Raw genomic sequence first — 25795 nt, 5'->3', positions numbered from 1 at the left:
TATGCTGCGAGTACTAATAGTAGACGATGAAATGTTAGCGCGAGATGAATTAAAATATTTACTCCACCGAACGAAAGAAGTAGACTTCATTGAAGAAGCTGAAAGTATCGAAGAGGCGTTGGATAAAATGATGGATGAAAAGCCGGATTTATTATTCTTAGATATACAATTGTCAGATGACAGCGGTTTTGATATTGCGAAAAGACTTAAAAAAATGAAAAACCCGCCTGCTATTATATTTGCAACTGCGTACGATCAGTACGCTTTACAAGCCTTTGAAGTAGATGCAATTGACTATATTTTGAAGCCTTTTGATGAAGAAAGAGTGGTGCAGGCCATTCATAAATATAAAAAAATGCGTGTTCCTCATCACGCTGTTAAAGAAGAAGAACCGATAGGAGAGTCTTCTTCTCAAACGGGAAAGTTAGCGATTTCTGTAGACGATTCAATTGTGTTAGTAAATATAGAGGACATCTTGTTTGTAGGGCTAATAGAAGGAGAAGTTACCATTCAGACCATAACCGAATCCTATCATACTGCAGATACGCTGGCTATGCTAGAAAAAAAGCTCCCTTCTCAGTCGTTTGTTCGTGTGCACCGGGGTTATATCGTCAACGTACATCATATTTCCGAAGTACAGCCATGGTTTAATTCCACGTATAATTTAGTGATGAAAAACGATAAGCGAGTTCCTGTCAGCCGTACATATGCTAAAGAATTGAAGAAGCGTTTAGGAATTTAAGTAAGAAACAGCTTGCTTATGCATTTTAGCAGGCTGTTTTTTGCATTTCAAGGCTCGATTTTTGTAAGTGAGCACAAATATTCGACTCTTTGATTTGAAAACGCTTTCTAATGTGTTTTCATTTTATATAATGAAGTCAACAAACAGAGAGAGGTGAAAGAAATGAGTGCTAAAAAAGTGTATGGCTTTTTAACACAAGCATTTATTTTTTCCGTAATTATGTTGATTTCAGATTTTATTGCAGAGCATTTGCCTTTTCCGATGCCAGCTTCAGTCATTGGACTTGTGCTGTTATTTCTTGCACTCTGCTTGAAGATTATTAAACTAGAGCAAGTTGAATCACTGGGAACGGCTTTAACTTCTTTGATCGGATTTTTATTTGTACCAGCAGGTATTTCTGTTATGAATTCATTAGGTGTTATGCAGCAGTACGGCATTCAAATTTGTTTAGTTATCATCGTGGCAACGATTATTTTGTTAGGCGTTACAGGCTTATTTTCACAGCTTATACTTGGCATGACAAAAGATAATAAAGCAAAAGAAGAAATAAAAGATGTAGATATGAGTGAAAAAACAAAAAAACAGGGCATTGCGTAATATCAATTATAAAGAGACAAGGTGGTTGGAAAGATGAATCCGTATTTTGGAATCGTGGTTTCTTTAGCTGCGTACGGTATTGGAACGTATTTATTTAAAAAGTCAAAAGGGTTTTTCTTATTTACTCCTTTATTTGTGGCAATGGTACTCGGGATTGCTTTTTTGAAACTTGGTCACTTTTCTTATGAGGAGTACAGTAGCGGCGGAAAAATTATCAGCTTCTTTTTAGAACCGGCAACAATTGCTTTTGCCATCCCTTTATATAAGCAAGCCGATAAATTAAAAAAGTACTGGTGGCAAATTCTTTCTTCTATTGCAGTAGGATCAGTTTGTTCAGTAGCGATTATTTTTGCGATTGCTAAAGGTATTCATATGGATGAAGTCGTGATGAAATCAATGCTCCCACAAGCAGCTACAACAGCAATTGCACTGCCATTGTCTCAAGATATTGGAGGGATTCCTGCTATTACTTCCTTTGCCGTTATTTTTAATGCAGTCATTGTATATGCACTGGGCGCATTATTTTTAAAAGTATTCAAAGTGAAAAATCCAATTTCAAAAGGATTAGCGCTGGGAACGTCCGGGCATGCGCTAGGAGTAGCCGTAGGGATTGAAATGGGAGAAGTAGAGGCAGCCATGGCAAGTATTGCAGTCGTTATTGTAGGTGTCGTCACAGTTGCCGTTATTCCACTTTTTGTTCAGCTAGTCATGTAATAAAAGCCTGAAGATGTCAGAAAACCTCTGACTTCTTCAGGCTTTTATTTGTTAATACACCACTCCAAAATGTCGTGATGCGCAGTTTTGGCAGGTTGTATGGTCAAAAAGACTCTCAGGAATGATAAATTCAAAACAAAATTGACATTGTTTGAATTGACTTTGTCTATAAAACATTGTCTCTAAGAAAATAGCTGTAATGTGTTCGGTTATACGCTTATGGGAAAGTTGTTCTAAAGTGGACCACGGAATAGACTGATGCTCTATGTAAATCGGAGAAGAAGTATAGGGTGTATCCCATTGAATGGCTTGATATCCAAACGTAAGGCCATGACGTGCTGCTGATGTAAATATGATCAGGTTTTGATGGAATTCTGGTAGAGGTAATTCTAGTTTTTGATCTTTAAGCGATCTCGTTTTGGAATGAAGGTTATACAATTTAATTTGAAAATGAATCCACTGAGTGGCGTGAACGGTTATTGACATGTTTTAAACCTCCAATTCAGACTCTTTCTTTTATCATAATTGATTCCAAAATAAATAAATAGTAGGCAAAAAGAAGATAACAAAATTTTATATAGAGTACTTATAAAGCGTAGAGAAAGGTAATGCAAGCACAGCATCCTTTTTTCTACCCCTTTTTAAAGCAGATTAATCTTCTATATAAAAGCCTGCTTTCAGCGAAAGGTATCGGCGTATTCATACGCTTTAAACAGATTTTAATGTTAGAAGTTATAACAAGGTTCATTTCTTTTAGAGAAGTTTATGAAATAATAAAAAATGTATATTTTACGGTCTGAATCTATGTGTTGGAGGTTTTTATATGACGAAACAAAAGCTGATAGTAATCGGAAACGGAATGGCGGGAATGCGCTGTGTTGAAGAAATTCTTATTCATTCTCCAGATTGTTTTGATATTACTGTTTTTGGAAGTGAGCCTCACGTTAACTATAATCGAATTTTATTATCAACCGTTTTACAAGGCAGTACAAAGCTTGAAGATATTAACATTCATTCTTTTGCATGGTATAACGAAAATAATATCACTTTATTTAAAGGAGAAAGTGTTACGCACATAGACACCAAGAGAAAAATAATAAAAACAGATAAAAACAGAGAGACGATGTACGACAAGCTTATTATTGCTACCGGTTCGAGCCCGTATATGCTCCCCGTTAAAGGGGCTGAAAAAGAAGGGGTCCTCGGTTTTCGTACCATCGAAGACTGTCGGAAAATGATTGAAATTTCTAAACGGTATAAAAAAGCAGCGGTTATTGGAGGGGGTCTGTTAGGGCTGGAAGCTGCTAGAGGACTATTAAATTTAGGAATGGATGTTCAAGTTATTCATCATTCGGGTTTTTTAATGGAGCGACAGCTAGACAGAGCAGCATCTGCTATGTTAAGAGAAGAATTGGAAAAGCAAGGCATGAGTTTTCTATTAAACAAACATACGGATGAGATTATAGGGGAAAACCGAGTAGAAGGGGTCCGATTTAATGATAACAGCAAAATTGCAGCTGATTTAGTTGTAATGGCTACAGGAGTGAGGCCAAATGTGAATCTCGCTAAAAAAAGCGGAATAGCAACAAATAGAGCAATTATCGTAAATGATTATTTGGAAACGAGCATCCCGGATATCTATGCAGTAGGTGAATGCGCTGAACATCGGGGGATGACATACGGCCTTGTTGCTCCTCTTTACGAACAAGGAAAAGTCTTAGCGCGACACCTTTGCCAAATGAAAAATGAAGGTTATGGCGGGTCCGTTCTTTCCACTCAGTTAAAAATATCAGGAATAGACGTTTATTCGGTCGGAGAGTTTAAGGAAAATCAAGGTGCAAAAGCTATTACGATTTCGAATATGTTAGATGGTATATACAAAAAAGTAGTTTTTCGCGAAGGGAGAATAGTGGGAGCCGTTCTTTTTGGGGATACCAGTGAGGCTATAAAGCTATCACAAATGATTAGTGAAAAAAAGGATTTGTCGCAAGCGGAAAAAGTACAATTATTTCCTTCTCAATATGAAAAGGAAAATGCAGCAGCTTCTATGTCAGTTACAGATATGGTATGTAACTGTAACGGTGTAACCAAGGGAGGTATTATTGAAGCAGTACAGAAACATGATTTAACGACAGTAGATGAAATAAAAAATTGCACGAAAGCTTCTGGTTCATGCGGAGGATGCAAGCCCCTTGTAACAGATCTTTTAACGTATATTCAAAGCGATGAATTTGATGAAAACATTGAACAAAAAACCTTTTGTGCTTGTACACATCTATCAGAAGATGAGCTGGTAAGAGAAATACAGCAATATCAATTTGAAACGGTTCAGCAAGTAAGAGAAATGTTAAAGTTTAAAGACATGAAAGGCTGCTCGTTATGTGAAGGCGGTCTTCATTACTATTTAAATATGATGAATCCTCATTATGAAAATAATCGACATTCTTTATTTACTACGGAGAATGAACAGGCCGTTTTGCTTCATGACGGTACTTATGCAGTGGTACCGCAAATTCACGGTGGTCTGACAAATGTACAGGAATTAAGGAACATAGCAAATGTAGCTGAAAGGTACAACATCTCGAATATTCGTTTAACAAGTGATCAGCGCATTCAACTTATTGGAGTGAAAAAAGAATATCTTTCGTTGATAAGTGAGGAAATAGATAGAGGACTTCAGCAGCTATATGAACGTACAGTTAAAAATGTATCTGTTTATATAGGAAAAGGGACGTGTATTTGTCAGTATGAACCTGCTCTTGCTTTATCAAATGAATTAGACAAACAGCTTGAATACGTAAAGACCCCATGCGATATCAAAATCAGTATTGCTTCTTGTTTTCACATTACAGAGGATGTCACAACAAGTGATATAGGATTAAGAAGAATAGACAGAGGTTGGGAAATATATGCTGGCGGAAGCAGCACAGAAGCCAGAAGCGGGGAGCTGTTTTATGTGGCCGAAACGAACGAAGAAGCGATAGAAATCAGCTGTTCTTTGATTCAATATTACCGTGAAACGGGGAACTATTTAGAAGCTGTCGGCAGCTGGATCGAGCGAGTAGGAATTGTTCATGTCAGAGAAGTTTTGTTTGAGGCAGACAATCGAGAGTATTTAATGAAGCAGCTCAGCTCAGAACGCTCTCGTGCAAGCACATATTTATTATAGGAAAGAAGGGTGACCTACGATGACTGAGATGCTGTTGAAATATTTTCGTGAGCAGCAAAAGCAAGTTGAAACCGAGCGTATCTATAATACGCAGTGTCCTTACTGCAGCATGCAGTGCAAAATGCAGTTAGTTGAACAAACACATGTAAAAAGAAAAACGTATAAAACAATTGGAAGAGACAACCCTACTTCTCAAGGAAGATTATGTATCAAAGGAATGAATGCGCACCAGCATCCTTTGCATAAAGATCGGATTCAATATCCTTTGTTAAAAGTAAACGGAGAGTTTGTAAAGATTTCTTGGAGGGAAGCTCTTGACTATATTAAAGAGCACGTTACAGAGATTCAAGAGAAGAATGGAGCAGATGCGCTAGGTGTTTATGGAAGCGCCTCTATTACAAATGAAGAAGCTTATTTATTAGGGAAATTTGCTCGAGTTGCGTTAAAAACAAAGTATATTGATTACAATGGACGCTTATGTATGTCAGCTGCTGCTTCTGCTGCTAGTAAAACATTTGGCATGGACCGAGGATTTACGAATAGCTTACAAGAGATTCCGTTTACTGAATGTATTATGTTAGCTGGAACAAATATTGCGGAATGCCAGCCAACGATTATGCCTTATTTTGAAAAAGCAAAAGAAAACGGAGCTTTTATTATTGCTATTGATCCAAGAGAGACAGGTACAACTAAAATAGCTGATTTACACCTGAAGCTTAAACCGGGGAGCGACGCGGCATTAGCCAATGGAATCTTGAAGGTCATTATCGAAGAAAATTATCTAGATGAACGATTTCTACAAGAACGTGTTAATGGATTTGAAGAGGTAATGCAATATGTGGCGTCTCTAGAATTTAGTGTCATTGAAGAAAAAACGGGAGTGCCGCTTGAGAAAATGTATCAAGCTGCCCGTATGTTTGGTCAAAGAGAAACAGGAATGATTTTTACTGCTAGAGGGGTAGAGCAGCAAACAGACGGGAGTGCTGCTGTGCGGAACTTTTTGAATATTCTACTTTCTGTCGGGAAAATCGGTAAACCCCGCTGCGGATATGGAGCCATTACTGGTCAAGGAAATGGGCAAGGAGCCCGAGAACACGGTCAAAAAGCAGATCAGCTTCCAGGCTACCGTTCAATCGAAAATCACGAGCATCGGATGTATATAGCAGATGTTTGGAACATAGAGGAGAAAGATCTTCCTAGAAAAGGTGTTTCTGCATATGAAATGATTGAAAAAATTCATGACGGTGAAATTAAAGGGCTGTTTCTGGTGTGTTCAAATCCAACCGTTTCAAATCCAAACGCTAATTTTGTTAAGAAGGCTTTTGAAAAGCTTGAATTTCTAGTGGTAGCAGATCTGTTTGAATCAGAAACGGCAAAATTAGCAAACTTAATTTTACCAGCATCCTCTTATTTGGAAGATGAAGGAACGATGACAAATGTAGAGGGAAGAGTTACATTGCGCGAAGCTAGCTTTCCGCGCCGTGGCGAAATCAAACACGACTGGGAAATACTATGTGAAATTGCTAAAGTTTTAGGGAAAGAGGAATATTTTTCGTTTTCATCAGCTGAAGAAATATTTAATGAACTGCGAATAGCAAGTAAAGGAGGAATCGCGGATTACTCCGGTATTACGTACGAACGATTACGAGCGGAAAAAGGAATTTTATGGCCATGCAGAAGCTTAACAGATAAAGGAACCGAGCGCCTGTTTGAAACACGTTTTGCTCATAGTGATGGAAAGGCGATGATGGTCCCTGTCTCGAATCAAGCTATTGTTCCTAAAGCAAAAATAACGAAAAAATATCCTCTCTATTTAACAACAGGGAGAGTGGTGTCACACTATTTAACGGGTGTACAAACACGAAAAAGTGCATCTTTATCTGCTAGAAATTTCGAATCTTTTATGGAAATTCACCCTTCAACAGCGAAAAAATATGAAATATCGAATCAAGAATTAGTACAAATTGAATCTTCATATGGAAGGATTGTGGTAAGAAGCAAATTTTCAGAGGGCATTCGGCCAGATACCGTATTTGTTCCTTTTCACTGGGCGGATTCTCAAAATGTTAATAACCTTGTTTCTGAGAAATTAGATCCCGCCTGTAAGATGCCTGGCTTTAAAGTAAGTGCCGTGAATATTAGCCCTTCTGTAAAAAGAAGCAGTTATTAAAAATGCTGATGCAAAAAGCCTCTTGCAAAAAGAGGCTTTTTACGTGGAATCAGGCAAGGTGCTTTTGGTTAATACGTACATCTTGTTTTTTGAATCCAGAATAATTCAGTAAGAGACAGAATAGAGCAAAAAGCGCTAGTAAGGAAAAACCGACAACGTAATCTCCGCTTGAATCTTTTATAAAGCCTAGCACAATAGGAGGGAAAAAGCCGCCTACTCCTCCGAATGCTCCTACGATCCCCGTAACAGCTCCAATATTTCCTGTTGAAACAGATGGAACCATTTTAAAAACAGCTCCATTTCCGATACCAAGGGTAATGGCTGCAAGTAAGCAACCTGCGCTGAATAGCGCGAAGGAGCTGATGGTAAAGGCGATAAATAATCCTATTAGCAGCATTCCGGTAAAGACAAAGGTGAGTACTTTTTTTGCTCCGAATACATCCGATAAATATCCTCCAAGAGGCCGTACAAACGTTGCTAATACAACAAAAATAGCTGTTTTCAGCCCGCTGTCTACGGTTGATGCATTAAATTGATCGTGCAAAATGGTAGGGAGATAGATGCTGAATGTGACAAATCCACCGAATGTTAAAAAATAGAAAACGGACAAAAACCACGTTTCTCTAAATTTTAATACCGATAAAGATTCCTGCAACGTTTTAGGAGAAGCAGCAGAAGGGTGGTCTGAAGTTCCTACCCATAATAAAAGAGCCATTAAAGCTACCGCAATTGCTAAACTCCAAAATACCCAAGGCAAGCCAAAAGAAGAAAAGATAAGTGGAATACTAAAGCTTGCTACCGCTGATCCTAAGTTGCCCATCCCGGCAATTCCTAAAATAAAACCTTGCTTTTGAGGTGAATACCATTTAGAGACATATGTAATGGAAATAGCAAATGTTGTTCCAGCCATGCCGATAAAAAATGCCCAAAAGAGCAGCATGGAGTAAGAATGAGTAAAGCCTGCACAAATGGTAGGGAGTAAAAGAGCAAGCATTGTTAACGAATACACTTTTCTTCCGCCGAAGCGATCTGTTAAAATTCCCATCGGAATCCGCATGAGTGAACCTAATAAGACGGGAGTGGCAATTAAGATACTTTTTTCAGCGTTGGTTAATGAATACATCACTTGAATATCTGCGGCGATAGGCGCGAAGACAGACCATACTGAAAAAGCAATAATCATAGATAAAGTCGAGATAAGAAGTACAGATAAGGGCCGTTTAGAAAACATTGCTTAAAAACCTCCTTTTTTATATACAGCGTAAAGCTGTTGCAATATGGTAATTATGATACTATGCTTTCTTTCTTATGTATCATTCTGTGTTAGGCTTTCTTCCGTGGTTTTATGGGAGACCTATATTACTAATAGAAATGGGAGGAAACTTAAAGATACACGAAGTGTTCATAAAAAAACTCTCATCGTCATGCGCAGCGATGAGAGTTTTTTTATCAGTAAAAGTATCGTTTCTTATTCAGCCGTCGCAATTTCTTCTTCTACATCATGGTCTTCTAAATTAGCATTTAGAAATTCACTTGTTTCCGATAAATTGAGATTTAATTTCGTTTTTTTGCAAATTTGAATGGTAACATCCTGAACGGAGACGTCTAAAACATGTCCACCTTCTTTTTTATATTCATCAATAAAGTGCAGGTGATACCCGGGAACACCGATGCCTGAAGAATATTCTGGCGTGTAAAAACCTGCTAGTGTTCCATTTACATCTGAAGATGTAAATGTAGGCTGATCAGCAGCTGCATCTACCATGGAAGGATAGGGTTTCTCTTGCTTTGCAACAGTGCGAGTTTTTACTTCTTTAAACTTCCCGTCAATGCGTACTGCATAGAATAAATTCGGACTGGGAATAAGCTCGTTCATTAAGGTTTCTAGTTGTTCACGGTTCATTTCCTCTTCTACACGATAAGAGATATCTTCATAAAAGGTTGTCATAATGGCAAAAGGTGTTTTTGCATCTTCACTAATAGGTGCGGCTTTCCCATCAGCAATGTGATAAAATTCTCCGTCAAAGGCAATCATTTCACCATCCAGCTGATTAAACGTGCCGATGCCGAAATCACCTTTCTTAGCTAAATCCCTGTATGTGACAACACCGTCAAATACTCCGTCCAATAAAGCAATCATAGTGGAAGTTTGGTGAATCGTTAATTTTTCTTTATTGCTCATTCTTTACTCAGTCCTTTCAGTTAATTTGATCTGGCAGTAGCTGTGTATTTAATTTTTCATTATCTTTATAATCTACAGGCACGTCGATGATAACGGGGCCTTGTTCACGAAAAGCGCTTGCTAGAGTGTCCGAAAATTCTTCTGGTGAGTTCACTCTAAATCCTTTGGCACCAAAACTTTCAGCAAGCGTAACAAAGTCTACACTCCCGAACTCTACCGCAGATTTTCGGCCATATTTAATCTGCTGTTGAAAGCCAACCATATCGTAGGTTCGATCGTTCCAGATAATGTGAACAATTGGTAAGTTTAACCGAACAGCTGTCTCGAGCTCCATAGCTGAAAATAAAAACCCGCCGTCTCCAGACATGGACAGAACTTTTTTATGGGGGCGAACGAGTGCAGCTGAAATAGCCCAAGGCAAAGCAACACCTAACGTTTGCATGCCGTTGCTGAATAGTAAATGCTGAGGTTCATAGGAACGAAAATAACGAGCCATCCATATGTAATGCGAACCAACGTCACATGTGATGGTAGTATCATCTTCAACAAAGTCCTGCAGAGCTTCAATTAACTGTAGGGGATGAAGGTGAGTGTCATTAGAAAACTCGTACTGATCGTCAGGTTGTTCAAGTTTGCTTTTTAGCGTTTTTAAAAAAGAAGCACTTTCTTTTGAACGTATTAAATGTGGGAGTTTATCCGCTAATATGTCGATGGTGCTTGGGATATCCCCTACTAACTCAATTTCCGGCTGATAATGGTGGTCAGCTTGTGCTTGTACATCATCTAAATGAATAATGCTTCTTTGACTTTCTGAGTTCCAAAGAGAAGGAGGGTATTCAATTGGGTCATATCCGATTGTTAAGACGACGTCAGCATGCTTCAATAAGACGTCTCCAGGCTGATTGCGAAAAAGACCTACTCGTCCAAAAAAGTGAGTTTCAAGCTCTCGTGAAACAGCTCCCGCACCTTGGAACGTTTCTACGACAGGAAGGTCATGTTCTGCTACGAGTTGACGGATTGATTCCACTGCTTTAGATTTACTTGCTCTCATACCTAAAAGTAAAACAGGTAGTTTTGCTGTGCGAATAGTGTGTATAGCTTGGGCAACAGCGTCTAAATTAGCAGCGCCAATCGTAGGAGTTTTTAGAAAGGATAGAGTGGAAGCTGATGTTTCGCCATCCATTACATCCTGCGGCAAGCTGACAAAAGATGCTCCTGAAGGAGAAGAAACAGCTTCACGAAAGGCGTCTGTTATCACTTCTGGAACGTTTGCAGCATCTTCTACCTCAACGCTGAATTTGGCGATAGATTTAAATAGTCCTTCATTGTCCATTGATTGATGCGTCTTTTTTAATCGATCTGCTCTTGGAACGGCTCCTGCTAGGGCTACCACTGGATCACCTTCAGAAGTAGCAGTGACAAGGCCAGTGGCTAAATTAGCGGCACCTGGACCTGATGTGACAAGGCAAACGCCCGGCGTACCTGTCAATCTTCCCATAGCAGCTGCCATAAACGCAGCATTTTGTTCGTGGCGGCAAACAATTACTTCCGGTCCTTTTTCTTTCAAAACATCAAATACGCCATCAATTTTGGCTCCTGGAATGCCAAAAATATAAGGCACATTCTGACTTGCTAAACTTTCTACTAGTAAATCGGCGCCTTTTTTTGTTTCGGTAGTATCAGCATTACTCATCATGCATTCTCTCCTTTAAGTTTCTTAAATAAGTTTTAAGGCCTACTGATTGAATACCCAATTTGTATGACAACTAACCAAAGGAAAGGAGAAGGTTTTAATTTTCTAAATAAAAAACTTCCCTAATTAATTAGGGAAGCAGAGATGTACCTATTGCGAATAAAACACATCTGTTTTATCTGTAGGTTTATGGTACTTGGGGGATAGCAAGTGAAAGTCCTACGCGGCTCTTATTTGGTATGGTTAAAAAGCTTTTGGTAACGAACAATTTTTTGATCTAGCTTTTGACTTAATTTTAAGATCTCACCGTGAGAATAGCTGCTTGTTTTCTTAGCTAATTGGTAAATATCTGATTGTAAGGCTCGAATTTCTTTTTCTAACTGTGGTTGCTTCATTGAAATCCTCTCCAAGTCAGAATACTTCTATCTTCTATCTTTTATCTAATAGTATGAAATTCCTTCATATTTGTAAAATGTTTTTTGTTTTGAAAAATATGAAATAGGTAAAGAGCTGCTGACAAGCTTTGTCGAACACTTTTTTTACCTATTTTCAACAAATATGATATACTAAGGCTAGGAAAAATGACAATCCGGAGCGCACGTTCAGTTATTCTTAACAAGCGAATGAATTCTTAGCTTTGACAAGTTTAACTTGTAAGGTGAAGAAATTCATCACATAATCTTATTAAATCTGAACCTTGTTAGCCCGGATGAGGATTTGTCGAAAACGATTCACTAGAAAAAACCTTCGAGACCGCCAACTCGGAGGTTTTTTTATTTTTGTGTATGGGAAGTAAAAAAAAGACATAGACTAATAAAGAAAAAGGTCCTGCACCCATAATCGGCCGTAGTTGATTACACCTTGTCCATTTCTGCAAGGAAGCTGTCTTTTTACTATAGGGAAGTGCCGCCAAACACCATTCCCTAAAGACAATCAGCACACGAGCCTTATGGATGAAGAACCCTTTAGACGATACTTATCGGTGATTACTTATTTTACTACTGGAAAAATAGCAAAATAAGAGCGACTATGGCTCCTAAAAGCTCCACGTAAGCCGTTAGGAGCTGAACATTCTCAGCATCTAGGAAAAATGACTTGAGGATTCGTCTCAGACTATCCACCACCTTTTTTTTCCTTGCGTGAGTTCCCAAGGGAAAGAAAGGGGACGACAGTGCTTCTTTATTTTAACAAAAGTAGGAAATGATAAGTAGATTTATTTGAAGTGTAAATTAAAAAAGCATGTAAAATACATGCTTTTTTAATTTGGGTAAATTTCTTTTATGCGTCCGACTTGTCCATCTGTTAAACGAACTTTGATACCGTGCGGGTGAAAGCTTGAATTGGTCAGAATGTCTTTGACCGTTCCGTGTGTAAGTTTTCCAGAACGCTGATCTGCTTTTAAAACAATGTCGACTTCAATTCCAGGGGCTACGTCTTTTCTATTTTGTCCGTTCATTATACACCTGTTCTCTTTCGCTGATTATTCGTTTTTTTGGTTTGTTGACTCGTCAGCTTTTTGGTTGCTTGATTGGTACTGCCGTTCTTAGCTTTACTTGAAGATTGATTTTTCTTATTAGCAAGCTGCTGTTTGATAGCATCTTGAAGGCTAATTTTCTTTTTAAGTTGTTCTGTCATAAAGGTTCCTCCTGAATACGTACATCGTCTGAAAAAACAAAGAAAGTAAGGGAATGAAAAAGCTGACTATCTAGTCAGCTTTTTTTAATTAGAAACAGTGACTTCTTCTACAGGCTGCATAAGTACAGCTTCTTTATCAGGGTACGTTTTTTCAATATGATGTTCTCCCCAAGAGCATAGTGAATCAAGAATGCTTTTTAAAGACCATCCGTAATCTGTTAAAGAATATTCTACTCGAGGCGGCATTTCATTGTACATTTTTCTAACAATGATGCCGTCTGCTTCAAGCTCACGAAGCTGCTGCGTTAATACTTTTTGTGTAACGCGCGGCATAATTCTTTTTAATTCTCCAGGGCGTTTTGTCCCTTTAATTAAGTGGCAAAGAATAACGACTTTCCACTTGCCTCCAATGACTTCTAGTGCCGCTTCCACTGGAATATTATATTTTTTCACGTTAACAACTCTCCTTGTTCTAGAGATAACGGTTAAATGCATGGTTTCGCATTTTTTCTGATGTTTATCATACCACTATAGCGCAGAATTTTCTAGGTGTAAGCATTTTTTTAGAATACCCAATAGTTCATGACTTTAGTATTTACGCTTATTGTAACCTCCAGGTACCTATATCACTTGAAAGTGCGTACTTTTTCTTTGGTTCTACATCGCTCATAATAACAATTGTTGATGGCCGGTTAGCGAATATATGAAGGGTACCTAAGCTAATCAGCTGTAAGAGAAGCTATTATAAAAAGTTATTATAACGAACAGGAGGCGTTAAGAAGTGAATACACTTTCACAAACACAACAAAGTAAAAAAAGCGGTGCTTTGCCGCTATTAGCGCTAGCTATTAGCGCCTTTGGAATCGGGACAACAGAGTTTGTTCCAGTAGGTTTATTATCATCGCTTGCAGATGATTTAAATATTTCCATTACACTAGCAGGGTTATTAATTTCAGGGTACGCAATGGGAGTTGCATTTGGAGCGCCCGTATTAACAGCATTAACAAGTAAAATGAGCAGAAAATCATTGCTGATGCTATTAATGGTTATTTTTATCGTAGGAAACTCAGTAGCAGCTTTATCAACAAGCTTTGGGCTGCTGCTTATAGCACGAATTATTACTGCATTTTCACACGGGATTTTCTTTTCTATCGGTGCGACTATCGCTGCTGATTTGGTGCCGGAAGATAAGCGGGCAAGTGCCATTGCTTTAATGTTTACAGGTTTGACAGTTGCAACTGTTACAGGTGTTCCACTTGGTACATTTATCGGACAAGCTTTCGGCTGGAGAGCAACATTTTGGGGAGTAGCGTTACTTGGCGTTATTGCCATTATTGCCAGTGCTCTTTTAGTGCCTAAAAACTTAAAAGAAGCGCCGCCGGCAAAGTTTAGTGATCAATTAAAAATTTTGAAAAACGGGCCGCTTTTACTATCGTTTGCTATTACTGCTTTAGGTTATGGCGGAACGTTTGTAGCTTATACGTATTTAGCACCTATTCTTGAAAAGTTAACAGGATACGCACCAAGCGCAGTTAGTATCTTGCTATTAGTATACGGCGTAGCAGTAGCCATCGGAAATACGATTGGAGGAAAAGCTGCGAATAAAAATCCGTTAAAAGCATTATTTTGGATGTTTTTAATTCAAGCCGTTATCTTAGTTATTTTATCGTTTACTGCATCGTTTAAAGTAGCGGGAACAATTACGATTTTTGCCATGGGCTTATTGGCATTTATGAACGTACCTGGACTGCAAGTGCTGGTCGTGAACTTAGCTGAAAAGTATGTTCCTTCAGCAGTAAACGTAGCCTCTGCGCTGAATATTGCTGCATTTAACGTTGGAATTGCTATTGGTTCTTTTGTAGGCGGCCTGATTGTTGATTCCATTGGTCTTGTTCATACTCCTTGGATTGGAGGAGTGATGGTTTTAGGAGCGGTCTTATTAACCGCATGGAGCCGCTCAATAGAAGCAAAAGCAAAATAAAACAGAGATCATCGCCTTTTGCGATGATCTCTTAGCTATAAAAGGAGAGGAAGCAAATGACTACATTTCAACATCATAAGGCGTATCGTCGTATGTACAAGGAGAATGAGTTAACGTTAGGTTTGCATATGCCGCTTGAAAATTATCAGTATGCCACGCCTACGATGGAGAAACAAGTAGAGCTCACGCAGCTTGCAGAACAATATGGATTTACAAGCTTATGGTTCCGTGATGTCCTTCTTCAAGATCCATCATTTGGCGATCCAGCCACGGGTCAAATTTATGATATGCTTATTTATTTGACTTACCTTGCCAGTCAAACAAAAGAAATTGCTCTCAGTACATCTGCTATTGTGCTACCTTTACGCCATCCGCTTCGTGTAGCTAAAGAAATGGCAACCATTGATCAGCTTTTTCCTGAGCGTTTGATTATGGGCGTATCCTCTGGAGACCGTCAAGCAGATTTTCGAGGGTTAGGTATTCCTCATGAAGAAAGAGGAAAGCGATTTGCAGAGGCTTTTCATTATTTAGAAGAAGCGTTAAATAAAGAATTTCCATCTATCCAGTCTGCTTTGGGGTCCATTCAAGGAGCAAATGTTGTTCCTAAGCCAACGAAACGTATTCCAACGATGATCACGGGATACAGCCAGCAAAATATGGAGTGGTTTGCACAGCATGGAGACGGCTGGATGTATTATCCTCGTCATCCGCATTTTCAAGCAGAAGCCATTAAACAGTGGAGAGAACTGGTTGATATCTATCATCCAGGCGTTTTTAAACCTTTTACACAACCTATGCATCTAGATTTGGCAGAAGTTCCAAATGAAATGCCAACGCCAATTCGTTTAGGATTTCGAGCAGGGCGTAATACATTAATTGAGCTTCTTTCTATTTATAAAGAAATAGGAGTTAACCATCTCTTTTTTGCTCTTTTTGATAGTAAGCGTCCGGCTGAAGAAGTCATACATGAGCTTGGTGAAGAAGTGCTTCCGCATTTCCCATCTCATATGTAGCAAACAAAAAGAGGCTGAGACAAAAGCAGTTTACTTAAAGGAAAATCCGAACGATGAATCGTTCGGATTTTTTCATTTATCCAATTCGCTCATCTTTAGATTCCAGATTCCATTGATTTCGTTATGTCTAACTCTCTTTTTATATAGATTTCAAGTTATAGGATATATAAGAAATATGTATTAGAGTTATTGATTCTATGTTCTTTATAATAAAAGTATCCATTATCTCCTTGGGTGATATAAAGTCGAAAGGAGAAACACGATGAGTGTTGCATTTCTATTTCCAGGACAAGGTGCACAATATGCTGGTATGCTTCATGATATAAAAAATAAATGGGGATTAACGACTACGTTTGAAGAAGCAAGTGAGGCTTTAAATCAAGACGTATTATCGTTAGATTCGTCAGAAAAATTAAAATATAATAAAAATGTTCAGATATGTCTTTTTATTGCAGGAGTGGCTACGGCTAGATCGTTTAAAAACAAAGGTTACTCGCCAGACGTGGTAGGAGGGCATTCAATAGGGGCGTTTGGAGCAGCAGTTATATCTGAAGTGTTATCTTTTAAAGAAGCTCTTTTTCTTGTGGGAAAAAGAGGGGAACTGATGGGAAATGCCTATCCTGATGGTTATGGTATGGGGGTTGTAATGGGACTGCGCGAACATCAGCTTCTCTCTATTGTACATGAAATATCCACCGATGCAGCTCCTGTTTACGTAGCGAATCTAAATGCTCCTGATCAAATAACGCTTTCTGGCACCTTAAAAGCAATTGAGGAAGTTCTTGAAAAAGCATCTAAAAAAGGGGCTAGGAAAACCAAAATGCTTCATGTAAAGGTGCCTTCTCACTGTCCTCTTATGGAAGGAGTTTCGAGCGAATTACGAAAAATAATAACGGAAGTGAAAGGAAAAGACCCGATCGTTCCTTTTATAGGTAATTGTAAAGCTCGGAAATTATGGAAAGCTGCTGATATTAAGGAAGATCTGGCAGCGAGTGTTGCCCTGCCCGTCCGTTGGCATGATATGACGGAAGTTATGTATGAAATGGGTACAAGATTATATATTGAAATGGCTCCAGGAAGAGTACTAACGGATTTGACTGCTAAGAGCTTTCCGGAAGCAAGGGCTATTTCTGCAGCCGAATCTACTATGAAATCTGTGTTAATTTTAATGGAGAAAGAAAAAATGTAAGCGCATTAATTTAGGAGTAGAAGAAAGGAGCTAGAACATGAGTGGAATAAAAAAAACTTCAAAATCATGGACAACCCGCCGAGATCAAAAAGCAGCTCGCCTTGCGAAAATAGACCAACTTCTTAAAGGAAAGTTATTGGATAATGAACACATTATTGAAGCGTTAGAATTGCTTATATCACCCGGAGATAAAGTAGTGCTTGAAGGAGACAATCAAAAGCAAGCATCTTTTTTATCAAAGGCGCTGAATGAAGTAAGCGCTGATAAAATAAACGGTCTTCATATGATTATGTCTAGTATTTCACGCCCGGAACACCTCGACATATTTGAGAAAGGAATTGCTGAAAAAATTGATTTTTCGTACGCCGGTGCTCAAAGTCTTCGCGTATCTCAAATGATTGAAGATGGCACGTTGAAAATGGGAGAAATTCATACATATCTAGAGCTTTACGGACGCCTTTTCATTGATTTAATTCCCAATATTGCATTAGTGGCTGCCGATAAAGCGGATGCACAAGGTAACTTATATACAGGAGCAAATACGGAAGAAACGCCGACGATTATCGAAGCAACAGCGTTTAAGGACGGAATTGTCATTGTGCAGGTAAATGAACTTGTTGAAGAACTTCCGCGAGTTGATATTCCGGCTTCTTGGATTGATTGTATCGTCGTGGCCAATCAGCCTTATCAATTGGAAGCTTTATTTACCCGAGATCCTCGTCATATTACAGAGCTCCAAATTCTAATGGCTATGATGACGATTCGAGGTATCTATGAGCGCCACAGCGTACAATCATTAAATCATGGCATTGGCTTTAATACAGCTGCAATTGAGCTTTTGCTGCCTACCTATGGAGAAAAGTTAGGGCTGAAAGGTAAAATATGCAAGCACTGGGCTCTGAACCCTCACCCTACGTTAATTCCGGCTATTGAAAGCGGATGGATTGAGAGCGTACACTGCTTTGGCGGAGAAGTAGGAATGGAACAATACACAGCAGCCCGTCCAGATGTATTTTTTACAGGACGCGACGGCAGCCTGCGCTCAAACCGTGCGATGTGTCAAGTCGCTGGTCAATATGCGGTAGATGCTTTCGTGGGATCAACTTTGCAAATAGATGGAGAAGGAAATTCTTCTACCGTCACATCTGGACGTTTATCAGGGTTTGGCGGAGCGCCTAACATGGGGCATGATCCTAGAGGCCGACGGCATTCTACGTCTGCTTGGTTGGATATGATGAACGATAAGCATGAATTAGCAAGAGGCAGAAAGCTAGTTGTACAAATGGTTGAAACCTTTCAATCAGGAAATGAGCCTGTTTTCGTTGAGTCTTTGGATGCGGTAAATGTAGCTAAACAAGCAAACTTAGCTACTGCTCCTGTCATGATTTACGGGGATGATGTGACACATGTCGTGACTGAAGAAGGAATTGCTTATTTATATAAAGCACAAAGCTTGGAAGAAAGAAAAGCAGCGCTTGAAGCAGTAGCGGGGGTAACGCCTATAGGGTTACGGCACAACCAAAATAAAGTGGAAAGAATGCGCAGAGATGGCTTAGTGGCTTTTCCGGAAGATTTACAGATTCGCCGTACGGAAGCAAAGCGTTCGCTGTTAGCGGCGAAAAGTGTAGAAGATTTAGTAGAATGGTCAGATGGTTTATATAATCCGCCTGCTAAATTTAGGAGCTGGTAAAAAATATGCGTATTCAAGAAGAGCCAAAAACAACTGTGTTTTCTTCATGCCTGATAGCTAAAATGGCAGTTACCGCTTTGGTTGATGAAGCGGTACTTACACCTAAGCCGGGGCTTGTAGATGCAGCAACAACTGGATCTCATCAAGATATGAATATTGAGACGCTTCTAGCCTCTGCTTATGCTTTACAACCGACCTTCTCACAGATTGCATTATATAGTCAAGGAAAGCAGCCGAGTCAGATGCTAAGGGAAGAAATTGCTCGAATTGGACGCGAAGGTGAACAAATTATGTACGCGGCTACGGATGGTGTCAATACACACAAGGGAGCTATTTGGGCATTAGGTCTACTTGCTTCTGCAACAGCGGTTTGCGGTATTCAAGCATCACCTGCATCCATCACAGAAGCTGCAGGAAAAATTGCTCGTTATGCAGATCGCTTTTGTACTCTGCATTCATCTAATGGACTTCGTGTGAAAAAAAAGTATGGCGCAAAAGGAGCGGCTGGAGAGGCGAAGCAAGGATTTCCTCACGTGATTCATATAGGCTTGCCTGCTTTACATAAGGCTCGCAAGCTAGGCATACATGAAACATCAGCGCGGATTGATACTTTAGTAACACTAATAGCCAATCTTGATGATACGTGTATTTTGCATCGTGCTGGTCCAGTTGTATTAGAGGAGGTTAAAATGGCGGCATCCAATGTGTTAGAAGTTGGAGGGGTATCTACATCAATAGGAAAACAGCGGCTGGAAGCGTTAGATCATATTTTTCTATCATCTAACGCTTCTCCAGGTGGAAGTGCAGATTTGCTGGCTGCTGTATTATTTTTAGATCGAATATCTCTTTTTAAAGAATCATAAACGTCTGCAGGGAGGAGTGAGTGGCTAATGGAAACGTTAGTGTTTAAATACAAAGCCGATCGAAAGTTAACTCAGCGCGCACATGTAGGCGTTGTTGGTTCAGGGGATTTAGAAATCTTAATGGTTCCTTCTGATGAAGAACATGCTCACGTATCAGTACGAACAGGAAGTGAAGGGTTTAGTGAAACCTGGAAAGCCGTATTAGATCGGTTTTTTAGTGCTCATATGATTCAAGCGAAAATTGTAATTAATGATTTCGGTGCTACGCCCGGTGTAGTCGCTTTGCGTCTTGCACAAGCTTTGGAGGTGAGTGAAAATGGGAGTGAATAATCAAAGCTTTATTGAGTTAAATGGAAGAGAACGAGCCCAGGCAATCTTAGATCAAGGTACATTTCGTGAGCTGCTCGGCCCTTTTGACGGGATCGAGTCGCCTCATTTACCTAAGCAAAATATTGTTCCTCAAAGCGATGATGGTGTCATCATAGCAAGTGGGCTAATAGCAGGGGAGCCAGCAGTTGTCATTTCAATAGAAGGAGGATTTCAAGGGGGAGGCATTGGTGAAGTATCGGGAGCTAAAATTGCAGGAGCTTTAGAATTAGCTCTTAATAATCACAAAAAAGGTGTTCCTGTTAGACCTGTTTTTCTATTCGATACAGGAGGGGTAAGGCTGCAAGAAGCGAATTATGGACTTTTGTCGATATCTGAAATTGGCTCAGCGGTAGTTGCTCTGCGTGAGCATACACCTGTTGTCGGAGTTATTTCAGGAAATGTAGGCTGCTTTGGAGGAATGTCTATCACTGCTTCACTCTTTAGTTATCTCATTATGACAAAAGAAGCAAGGTTTGGTCTTAACGGCCCGGAAGTGATCGAACAAGAAGCGGGGGTTGAAGAGTTTGATGCAAGAGACCGAAGCTTAATCTGGAAAACGATTGGCGGTATTCAACGCTATGAAACGGGGTTTGCAGATACATTAGCACAGGATGATGTTACTGCTATTCAACGAGCGGTTCAAGAGACGTTTCAAAAAAAAGAAAAAGTAGCTAGTAAAACAGAACAAGTAGATTTTTATAGGCATTTGCTTAGCAAGGTTGATCCTTCAGAAAAAATGGCTCCTTATCAATTTCAAGAATTGTATAAAGCAACAAAAAATGAACATATCCCTTCAGCAGTCTCTTACTCGTTGAACGAAGTTCCAGGTAGCATGCCTAACAGCCGCGGTCGCGTGTGGATTAACGCTTTAATAAATGATGAAGAAGCAGATTTTGAAATTCCTTCCGTTCTTTATAAAGACGCACTGCTAGGAAGAGAAAAGGTCCGATATATATCGGTTGTACCTAATCCTTATAATCGTTTCTTACGTGCACGAAAAGGGGAAGTAGGACTAGATGAAGGATGGGCAATTGCTAAGCACGTTCGTGAAGTAATACAAGAAGATCGAAATCAATCTCCGCGCCCTATAATTGCCATTGTGGACGTACCGAGTCAAGCGTATGGCTATCATGAAGAACTTCTAGGTATTCACTATGCTTGCGCTGCTGCAGCTGATGCTTATGCAGCAGCGCGCTTAGCAGGTCATCCGGTTATTACGTTAATTGTCGGAAAAGCAATTTCAGGAGCATTTTTGGCTCATGGATACCAATCGAATCGAATTTTGGCTTTAAAAGACGAAGGAGTGAATGTTCACGCCATGTCCAAACAGTCGGCAGCGCGCATTACTAAAAGAAGTATAAAAGAACTTGAGGAAGCTTCAAAGAAAGTCCCGTCCATGGCTTATGATATTAAATCATTTGCTTCACTTGGCGCTTTATATGAGCTGGTTAGCGGTATTCAAGCAGAGCAGCCCACAGAGCGCGACGTTCAAATGATTCAAGATATTTTAATTGGAGCAGTAGAAGATGTTCGCTGTGAAGGTGTATACGATTTAAGCAGCCGGCTGCACAGTGAGCAAGCAAGAAAGGAAGGGCGAAAAGCTTCTTTATGGGTAAGAGGTGAGTTGGAAAAACAATGGAATATATAGCTCATGATTTGCTTCAGTTAAAAGAGGAAGCAAAGCTTATCAGTTATACACCTATCCCCGAGTGGGTGGAATATTCATTAGTCAAGGCTCCATTTGTAGTGGTAAGGCGTGCTGTTCACCGAGATAAACTGATACCTATTGGAGTAAGAGGAGAACGAAGGAATCAGCGTTTTGGTGCTTTTTTATCTGAGGAGGCCATTAAACAAACAATTAGGCCGGAAAATCTCGTTTCATTTTTTCAAAACGCCCAGTCTAGAAACATGCCAGCTATACGCGCTTTGGAAGAGGTGGCTATTATTTTTGAAAAATTTGCGTGGGGACCAACCGGCAGTGTAGGGTTCGAGCTTGCAAGCGGTGAAGAAGTTGTCACGACAACCAGTGATTTAGATGTACTTATTCGCCTTTCTTCTTATTTGTCGGTGAAACAAGCGGAAATGATAGTCAGTAAGCTAAAGAGATGCCCAGTTTCTGTAGATGTACAGGTAGAAACAGAAAAAGGAGCCTTTTCTCTAGCGGAATACGCAAAAGGCGAAGAGACGCTGCTTCTGCGTACTGTATATGGTCCTGCCTTAGTAAAACTGAATCAATTAGCATAAAAGACGGATGAGGGATTTGCACCTTTTCCGTCTTTTCTGTCAATACCAGCTTTTTTCTTGGCTTAACAAACGCTTGGCTTCAAGAAAAAATATTTGAATAAACTTTTTGGTGTTAATGCGAATCGGCAAAATTTTAGAATCTCCCTGCAGTTCTTTCATTTTTTTACGAACGGCTGTAAAGTCAAAAAACTTAGAAGCATAATTTTCAAACTTTGGATTTGAAAAATCTGTTAATCCAATAGAAGCAAAGTGATTCAGTGAGTGAGTAACTGCTCGTCTTATTCGCTGTTCACAAGCCTTGGTTTCACGATTAATTTCAATAGAAGACGCGTGAGCTCCCAATTTTTTCTCAGCGACATTCACAAAAATATTTTTTAGAGAAGGGAAATGTTTTTCCACACTTTCTCTTTGGTCATAAGTGTACAGAAACTGTAAAATATCCAGTAAATCTTTTGCACCATTTTCTCCTACAATACCTAATTCGGCTAATAAGAATTTCCCTACATCGTATAGATGGGCTTGTTTCGTTATCGGCTGGCTTGAAGGAGGAGCGTGATGGGCTGTCGCTAAACTATTCAAGGAGGTTTTAATATCATCGATTGATTTCTCAAGAGAGATTCGTTCAATTACTTTTCGAATAACCGTTAAAATTTCAATTCGATTAATTGGTTTTGTAATATAGTATTCAATTCCTAATGAATAGGCTTCTCCTATTAATTCTTTGGACTCTACCTGTGAAATCATAATCATTTTTCCTTTAAATGAATCTTTTAAATGACGGATCGTTTCGATTCCATCTCGTCCTGGCATAAGTAAATCAATAAATAAAATATCAATTTGCTTTAAATTTAACGTAGAGGCATCTAAAAAGCTGCCGTCTACGACTTCTTCTACAACTTCTCCTAAATCCTCATCTTCAATCAGCTGACTGAGCGTTGAACGAATGGCTGAATCATCATCTGTAATACAAAATCGCATAAACTCATCCTTTCTGAATTAGACTACAAAGAGGTATTTGAATGATAAAAATCATCCCTTTATCTCCTTGTTTAGCTTCAATCGTACCTCCAAGTTCTTGAACAATATCTCTTACGTAAGAAAGGCCAATTCCAGTAGAGGGATTTCCAAATTGATCGTATTTTGAGGTGAAACCAGGTTCAAAAATAGCTTTTTCGTACTTCAAAGGCACGCCAGGACCATCATCTTGTACATGAAATTCTACAAATTCAGCTTGTCTATGTACGGATAAAACAATCATTCCCTCATCTTTAATCGCCTCCACTGCGTTTGCTACCAAGTTATTAATGATCGATAAAATTGTGTAAACGTGGTAGCTGAAATGTTCCCCGGTGACAGAGGAAAAAAAGCTAATTTGTTTGTGAAGAGAATCGGCATATTTTTTGTTGATGCGTACGATCAGCTCGATTAATTCCTCTGCTTTCATATAATTTTGGAAACTTTCATTTGAAATTGTTTTAGATAAGCCCGCAAAAATACGCTGGTTGTCTTTTTTTACTTCGTGAATATCTCCGGCAATCCGAAGCGCTTTTTTACTGAGCGATTGGTTAAGCACAGAATGATCTTTTTCCTGCTGATGTAATACACGGTATAAATCGTACGAGGCTTTTGTAATCACTTCTGTATTATGAAGGGTCTTTTTTAAATGAACGGTTTCTTCATAAAGGCTTGTAATAAGCATTAGCATGTGCTCATTTTGTTTGCGAATTTGACGTTCTCGTGACTGTGATTCATAAATTGTCATCATATTAAAAAAGCTAAGTACAATGAAGCTGTGAGCAAAAGCAATAACGGCCATGTCCGATAATGAATCGATATGAATGGTTGTGTGCAAAACGATATACTGCGCAGTTAGTTCGACTATATCAGCAGCTATTTCAATGATGAGTCCAATTAATCCAATCACAATAGCACTATAGTTCATGCGGCTTACTTTAAAAATAAAAAATAAAAGTGCATACGTAAAGTAAAAGAAAAACGTAGGGTAATGCGTATGTGCAGAAGCCGCAAATTGAAAATGATCGAGCGTGATATAATCGAGCATGATGCGAAAGAGAACGACGCTTAAAGCGGTTAACAATCCGCCAGATAAAACGGTTTTTCGTTTTAAAAGCAATAGGAAAAAGAAAAATGTTGGAGCTCCAAATGTAATTCGAAACGTTTCATTTAACGGATAAAATTTTAGCTCTCCCGCCAGCGGAACAGTAATGAGCATGAGCAATAAAATGTACGGATCTTTTCGAATGAAAGATTTAAAATTCAGATAATTACACCTCCTGAAGTGATTCGTGAATTAGTATACATTGTGACAGCGTCCAGCACAATGGAGAAGAGTACCAAAGATAAAAATATAATTCCAAAAAGTTTTGTAGGTTTTTGTATGCTCTCGTAGGTTGCATTGTACATTAAAAACGAAAATGAAATCCCGCTTTATGAAAGCGCTTTAAAATAAAAAGTTAATGAAGTGATGAGGTGATTTTAATGAAACGAGAAATTGAACAGGAAATGTCTTACTTACAGGTCACTGCAAAAGAGCAGTTACACGAGTGGGTAGAGCAAATAAAAGAATTTTCGTCAGAAGGAAAAACGGCTGATTATATCCCCGCTCTGAAAGATATGGACTCGTCTCAATTAGGTATTTGTTTGATTGGTGCTGACGGAACGGTTATCCAGTCTGGGGATTATGAAGCGGTATTTACTCTTCAAAGTATTTCTAAAGTCATTAGCTTTATAGCAGCTTGCTTATGCTGCGGCATTCCCTACGTACTAGAGAGAGTAGATGTAGAGCCAACTGGAGATGCATTTAATTCTATTATAAGACTGGAAATGCATAAACCAGGAAAGCCGTTCAATCCTATGATTAATGCCGGTGCTTTAACGGTTTCATCTCTTTTATCTGGAGAGACGGCAAAAGAAAAACTAAGCTATTTGTTTGATGTAATAACAATGCTTACTGGGAAAACACCACTCATTAATGAAACCGTCTTTGAATCAGAATGGCAAACGTCTCATCGAAATCGTGCGCTTGCCTACTATTTAAAAGAAACAAACTACTTACAAGGAGAAGTAGAAGAAGTTCTAGAGGTTTACTTAAAGCAGTGCTCAATTGAAGTAACGACTGAAGATATTGCGCTGATTGGATTAATTCTGTCATTAGACGGATATCATCCAGTGTTTCACAAACAAGTAATTCCAAAAGAAGTAGCTAAATTAACAAAAGCGCTTATGCTTACATGCGGTATGTATAATGCCTCAGGAAAGTTTGCGGCATTTGTTGGTATGCCAGCTAAAAGCGGTGTATCAGGAGGAATCATGTCATTGGTGCCACCTAATACGAAAAAGCAGTCTCCATTCCCAGACGGATGCGGTATCGGAATTTACAGTCCAGCTATTGATGAGTACGGGAATAGCGTAAAAGGCGTTACGCTGCTAAAAAAAATCGCAAAAGAATGGGATTTGAGTATTTTTTAGTCTATTTACGTACTATTCATTCGCTTCAATAATATAAACACCAAGAGAAAAAACT

The 25795-nt window shown here is 39.1% G+C and carries 24 protein-coding genes; 14 read left to right on the top strand and 10 right to left on the bottom strand.

Annotated elements, in window-relative coordinates; genetic code table 11:
* Window position 1 precedes the first annotated feature (1 nt).
* The 3 genes from ACXAE4_RS23875 (at window position 2) to lrgB (ending at window position 2053) form a co-directional block, all read left to right on the top strand.
* Window positions 2–742, top strand: a complete 741-nt coding sequence (locus tag ACXAE4_RS23875; RefSeq protein ID WP_033578087.1) for a LytR/AlgR family response regulator transcription factor — start codon at window positions 2–4, stop codon at window positions 740–742.
* 162 nt (window positions 743–904) lie between these two features.
* Entirely contained in the window at window positions 905–1339 is a 435-nt protein-coding gene (lrgA, locus tag ACXAE4_RS23870) for an antiholin-like murein hydrolase modulator LrgA (RefSeq protein ID WP_028412310.1), read from the top strand.
* A gap of 33 nt (window positions 1340–1372) precedes the next feature.
* Complete coding sequence (lrgB, locus tag ACXAE4_RS23865) at window positions 1373–2053, top strand: antiholin-like protein LrgB (RefSeq protein ID WP_028412309.1); 681 nt, start codon at window positions 1373–1375, stop codon at window positions 2051–2053.
* A gap of 51 nt (window positions 2054–2104) precedes the next feature.
* On the opposite strand, the gene ACXAE4_RS23860 is transcribed toward lrgB, so the two are convergent.
* A complete protein-coding gene (locus tag ACXAE4_RS23860) occupies window positions 2105–2539 on the bottom strand; it encodes a hypothetical protein (RefSeq protein ID WP_028412308.1) in 435 nt (144 codons plus the stop codon).
* 337 nt (window positions 2540–2876) lie between these two features.
* On the opposite strand from ACXAE4_RS23860, the gene nirB reads away from it, so the two are divergent.
* Window positions 2877–5222 carry a nitrite reductase large subunit NirB gene (gene nirB, locus ACXAE4_RS23855; RefSeq protein ID WP_289578719.1) on the top strand — a complete coding sequence of 782 codons (2346 nt, stop codon included), beginning with the start codon at window positions 2877–2879 and terminating at the stop codon, window positions 5220–5222.
* Between the two features lie 19 nt (window positions 5223–5241).
* Window positions 5242–7392: an assimilatory nitrate reductase catalytic subunit NasC gene (gene nasC / locus ACXAE4_RS23850; RefSeq protein ID WP_028412305.1), complete on the top strand. Its 2151-nt coding sequence runs from the start codon at window positions 5242–5244 to the stop codon at window positions 7390–7392.
* A 49-nt stretch (window positions 7393–7441) separates the two neighbouring features.
* Here nasC and ACXAE4_RS23845 read toward each other — a convergent pair whose 3' ends face one another.
* The 7 genes from ACXAE4_RS23845 to ACXAE4_RS23815 all read right to left on the bottom strand — a co-directional run bounded on the left by ACXAE4_RS23845 (window position 7442) and on the right by ACXAE4_RS23815 (window position 13355).
* Window positions 7442–8623 (bottom strand): MFS transporter, encoded by a 1182-nt coding sequence (locus tag ACXAE4_RS23845; RefSeq protein WP_028412304.1) that lies wholly within the window; start codon window positions 8621–8623, stop codon window positions 7442–7444.
* 237 nt (window positions 8624–8860) lie between these two features.
* Entirely contained in the window at window positions 8861–9574 is a 714-nt protein-coding gene (budA, locus tag ACXAE4_RS23840) for an acetolactate decarboxylase (protein ID WP_028412303.1), read from the bottom strand.
* A 16-nt stretch (window positions 9575–9590) separates the two neighbouring features.
* Window positions 9591–11270 (bottom strand): acetolactate synthase AlsS, encoded by a 1680-nt coding sequence (gene alsS, locus ACXAE4_RS23835; protein ID WP_081732846.1) that lies wholly within the window; start codon window positions 11268–11270, stop codon window positions 9591–9593.
* A 227-nt stretch (window positions 11271–11497) separates the two neighbouring features.
* Complete coding sequence (locus tag ACXAE4_RS23830) at window positions 11498–11662, bottom strand: aspartyl-phosphate phosphatase Spo0E family protein (RefSeq protein WP_080754377.1); 165 nt, start codon at window positions 11660–11662, stop codon at window positions 11498–11500.
* Window positions 11663–12525: 863 nt separating this feature from the next.
* Complete coding sequence (locus ACXAE4_RS23825) at window positions 12526–12723, bottom strand: YwbE family protein (RefSeq protein ID WP_013055498.1); 198 nt, start codon at window positions 12721–12723, stop codon at window positions 12526–12528.
* Window positions 12723–12902 (bottom strand): hypothetical protein, encoded by a 180-nt coding sequence (locus tag ACXAE4_RS23820; RefSeq protein WP_028412301.1) that lies wholly within the window; start codon window positions 12900–12902, stop codon window positions 12723–12725. Before ACXAE4_RS23820 ends, ACXAE4_RS23825 begins: the two co-directional genes overlap by 1 nt.
* Window positions 12903–12986: 84 nt before the next feature.
* Window positions 12987–13355 (bottom strand): winged helix-turn-helix transcriptional regulator, encoded by a 369-nt coding sequence (locus tag ACXAE4_RS23815; protein ID WP_013055500.1) that lies wholly within the window; start codon window positions 13353–13355, stop codon window positions 12987–12989.
* Between the two features lie 328 nt (window positions 13356–13683).
* On the opposite strand from ACXAE4_RS23815, the gene ACXAE4_RS23810 reads away from it, so the two are divergent.
* The 8 genes from ACXAE4_RS23810 (at window position 13684) to ACXAE4_RS23775 (ending at window position 22251) form a co-directional block, all read left to right on the top strand.
* Window positions 13684–14883 carry an MFS transporter gene (locus tag ACXAE4_RS23810; protein ID WP_014461498.1) on the top strand — a complete coding sequence of 400 codons (1200 nt, stop codon included), beginning with the start codon at window positions 13684–13686 and terminating at the stop codon, window positions 14881–14883.
* Window positions 14884–14939: 56 nt separating this feature from the next.
* Window positions 14940–15896: an LLM class oxidoreductase gene (locus ACXAE4_RS23805; protein ID WP_475237059.1), complete on the top strand. Its 957-nt coding sequence runs from the start codon at window positions 14940–14942 to the stop codon at window positions 15894–15896.
* Between the two features lie 262 nt (window positions 15897–16158).
* A complete protein-coding gene (locus ACXAE4_RS23800; RefSeq protein ID WP_028412298.1) occupies window positions 16159–17085 on the top strand; it encodes an ACP S-malonyltransferase in 927 nt (308 codons plus the stop codon).
* 37 nt (window positions 17086–17122) lie between these two features.
* Window positions 17123–18775 (top strand): malonate decarboxylase subunit alpha, encoded by a 1653-nt coding sequence (gene mdcA / locus ACXAE4_RS23795; RefSeq protein WP_154973544.1) that lies wholly within the window; start codon window positions 17123–17125, stop codon window positions 18773–18775.
* 5 nt (window positions 18776–18780) lie between these two features.
* Entirely contained in the window at window positions 18781–19638 is an 858-nt protein-coding gene (locus ACXAE4_RS23790; RefSeq protein ID WP_028412296.1) for a triphosphoribosyl-dephospho-CoA synthase, read from the top strand.
* Window positions 19639–19665: 27 nt separating this feature from the next.
* Window positions 19666–19968, top strand: coding sequence for a malonate decarboxylase subunit delta (locus ACXAE4_RS23785; RefSeq protein WP_028412295.1), 303 nt, complete (start codon window positions 19666–19668; stop codon window positions 19966–19968).
* Window positions 19955–21655, top strand: a complete 1701-nt coding sequence (gene mdcD, locus ACXAE4_RS23780; RefSeq protein WP_033578098.1) for a biotin-independent malonate decarboxylase subunit beta — start codon at window positions 19955–19957, stop codon at window positions 21653–21655. Before ACXAE4_RS23785 ends, mdcD begins: the two co-directional genes overlap by 14 nt.
* Entirely contained in the window at window positions 21643–22251 is a 609-nt protein-coding gene (locus ACXAE4_RS23775) for a malonate decarboxylase holo-ACP synthase (protein WP_154973543.1), read from the top strand. The genes mdcD and ACXAE4_RS23775 overlap by 13 nt, the downstream gene beginning before the upstream one ends.
* 39 nt (window positions 22252–22290) lie before the next feature.
* Here the strand turns inward: ACXAE4_RS23775 and ACXAE4_RS23770 are convergent, their stop codons facing one another.
* Window positions 22291–23229, bottom strand: coding sequence for a response regulator (locus ACXAE4_RS23770; RefSeq protein WP_028412292.1), 939 nt, complete (start codon window positions 23227–23229; stop codon window positions 22291–22293).
* A gap of 4 nt (window positions 23230–23233) precedes the next feature.
* Entirely contained in the window at window positions 23234–24484 is a 1251-nt protein-coding gene (locus ACXAE4_RS23765) for an ATP-binding protein (RefSeq protein ID WP_033578101.1), read from the bottom strand.
* A 266-nt stretch (window positions 24485–24750) separates the two neighbouring features.
* Here ACXAE4_RS23765 and ACXAE4_RS23760 point away from each other — a divergent pair, with 266 nt between their 5' ends.
* The gene (locus ACXAE4_RS23760) at window positions 24751–25740 is read left to right on the top strand and encodes a glutaminase (RefSeq protein ID WP_028412290.1); all 990 of its coding nucleotides are present in this window, start codon (window positions 24751–24753) and stop codon (window positions 25738–25740) included.
* Window positions 25741–25795: the final 55 nt, after the last annotated feature.

This window comes from Priestia sp. ABM2_011 (assembly GCF_056158845.1).
This window is presented reverse-complemented; position numbering and strand designations above follow the sequence as displayed.

Excerpts from the sequence above, each read along its gene's own strand:
- ACXAE4_RS23875 (WP_033578087.1), top strand. The coding sequence starts at position 2 with ATGCTGCGAGTACTAATAGTAGACGATGAAATGTTAGCGCGAGATGAA.
- lrgA (WP_028412310.1), top strand. The coding sequence starts at position 905 with ATGAGTGCTAAAAAAGTGTATGGCTTTTTAACACAAGCATTTATTTTT.
- lrgB (WP_028412309.1), top strand. The coding sequence starts at position 1,373 with ATGAATCCGTATTTTGGAATCGTGGTTTCTTTAGCTGCGTACGGTATT.
- ACXAE4_RS23860 (WP_028412308.1), bottom strand. The coding sequence starts at position 2,539 with ATGTCAATAACCGTTCACGCCACTCAGTGGATTCATTTTCAAATTAAA.
- nirB (WP_289578719.1), top strand. The coding sequence starts at position 2,877 with ATGACGAAACAAAAGCTGATAGTAATCGGAAACGGAATGGCGGGAATG.
- nasC (WP_028412305.1), top strand. The coding sequence starts at position 5,242 with ATGACTGAGATGCTGTTGAAATATTTTCGTGAGCAGCAAAAGCAAGTT.
- ACXAE4_RS23845 (WP_028412304.1), bottom strand. The coding sequence starts at position 8,623 with ATGTTTTCTAAACGGCCCTTATCTGTACTTCTTATCTCGACTTTATCT.
- budA (WP_028412303.1), bottom strand. The coding sequence starts at position 9,574 with ATGAGCAATAAAGAAAAATTAACGATTCACCAAACTTCCACTATGATT.
- alsS (WP_081732846.1), bottom strand. The coding sequence starts at position 11,270 with ATGATGAGTAATGCTGATACTACCGAAACAAAAAAAGGCGCCGATTTA.
- ACXAE4_RS23830 (WP_080754377.1), bottom strand. The coding sequence starts at position 11,662 with ATGAAGCAACCACAGTTAGAAAAAGAAATTCGAGCCTTACAATCAGAT.
- ACXAE4_RS23825 (WP_013055498.1), bottom strand. The coding sequence starts at position 12,723 with ATGAACGGACAAAATAGAAAAGACGTAGCCCCTGGAATTGAAGTCGAC.
- ACXAE4_RS23820 (WP_028412301.1), bottom strand. The coding sequence starts at position 12,902 with ATGACAGAACAACTTAAAAAGAAAATTAGCCTTCAAGATGCTATCAAA.
- ACXAE4_RS23805 (WP_475237059.1), top strand. The coding sequence starts at position 14,940 with ATGACTACATTTCAACATCATAAGGCGTATCGTCGTATGTACAAGGAG.
- ACXAE4_RS23800 (WP_028412298.1), top strand. The coding sequence starts at position 16,159 with ATGAGTGTTGCATTTCTATTTCCAGGACAAGGTGCACAATATGCTGGT.
- mdcA (WP_154973544.1), top strand. The coding sequence starts at position 17,123 with ATGAGTGGAATAAAAAAAACTTCAAAATCATGGACAACCCGCCGAGAT.
- ACXAE4_RS23790 (WP_028412296.1), top strand. The coding sequence starts at position 18,781 with ATGCGTATTCAAGAAGAGCCAAAAACAACTGTGTTTTCTTCATGCCTG.
- ACXAE4_RS23785 (WP_028412295.1), top strand. The coding sequence starts at position 19,666 with ATGGAAACGTTAGTGTTTAAATACAAAGCCGATCGAAAGTTAACTCAG.
- mdcD (WP_033578098.1), top strand. The coding sequence starts at position 19,955 with ATGGGAGTGAATAATCAAAGCTTTATTGAGTTAAATGGAAGAGAACGA.
- ACXAE4_RS23775 (WP_154973543.1), top strand. The coding sequence starts at position 21,643 with ATGGAATATATAGCTCATGATTTGCTTCAGTTAAAAGAGGAAGCAAAG.
- ACXAE4_RS23770 (WP_028412292.1), bottom strand. The coding sequence starts at position 23,229 with ATGCGATTTTGTATTACAGATGATGATTCAGCCATTCGTTCAACGCTC.
- ACXAE4_RS23765 (WP_033578101.1), bottom strand. The coding sequence starts at position 24,484 with ATGCTCATTACTGTTCCGCTGGCGGGAGAGCTAAAATTTTATCCGTTA.
- ACXAE4_RS23760 (WP_028412290.1), top strand. The coding sequence starts at position 24,751 with ATGAAACGAGAAATTGAACAGGAAATGTCTTACTTACAGGTCACTGCA.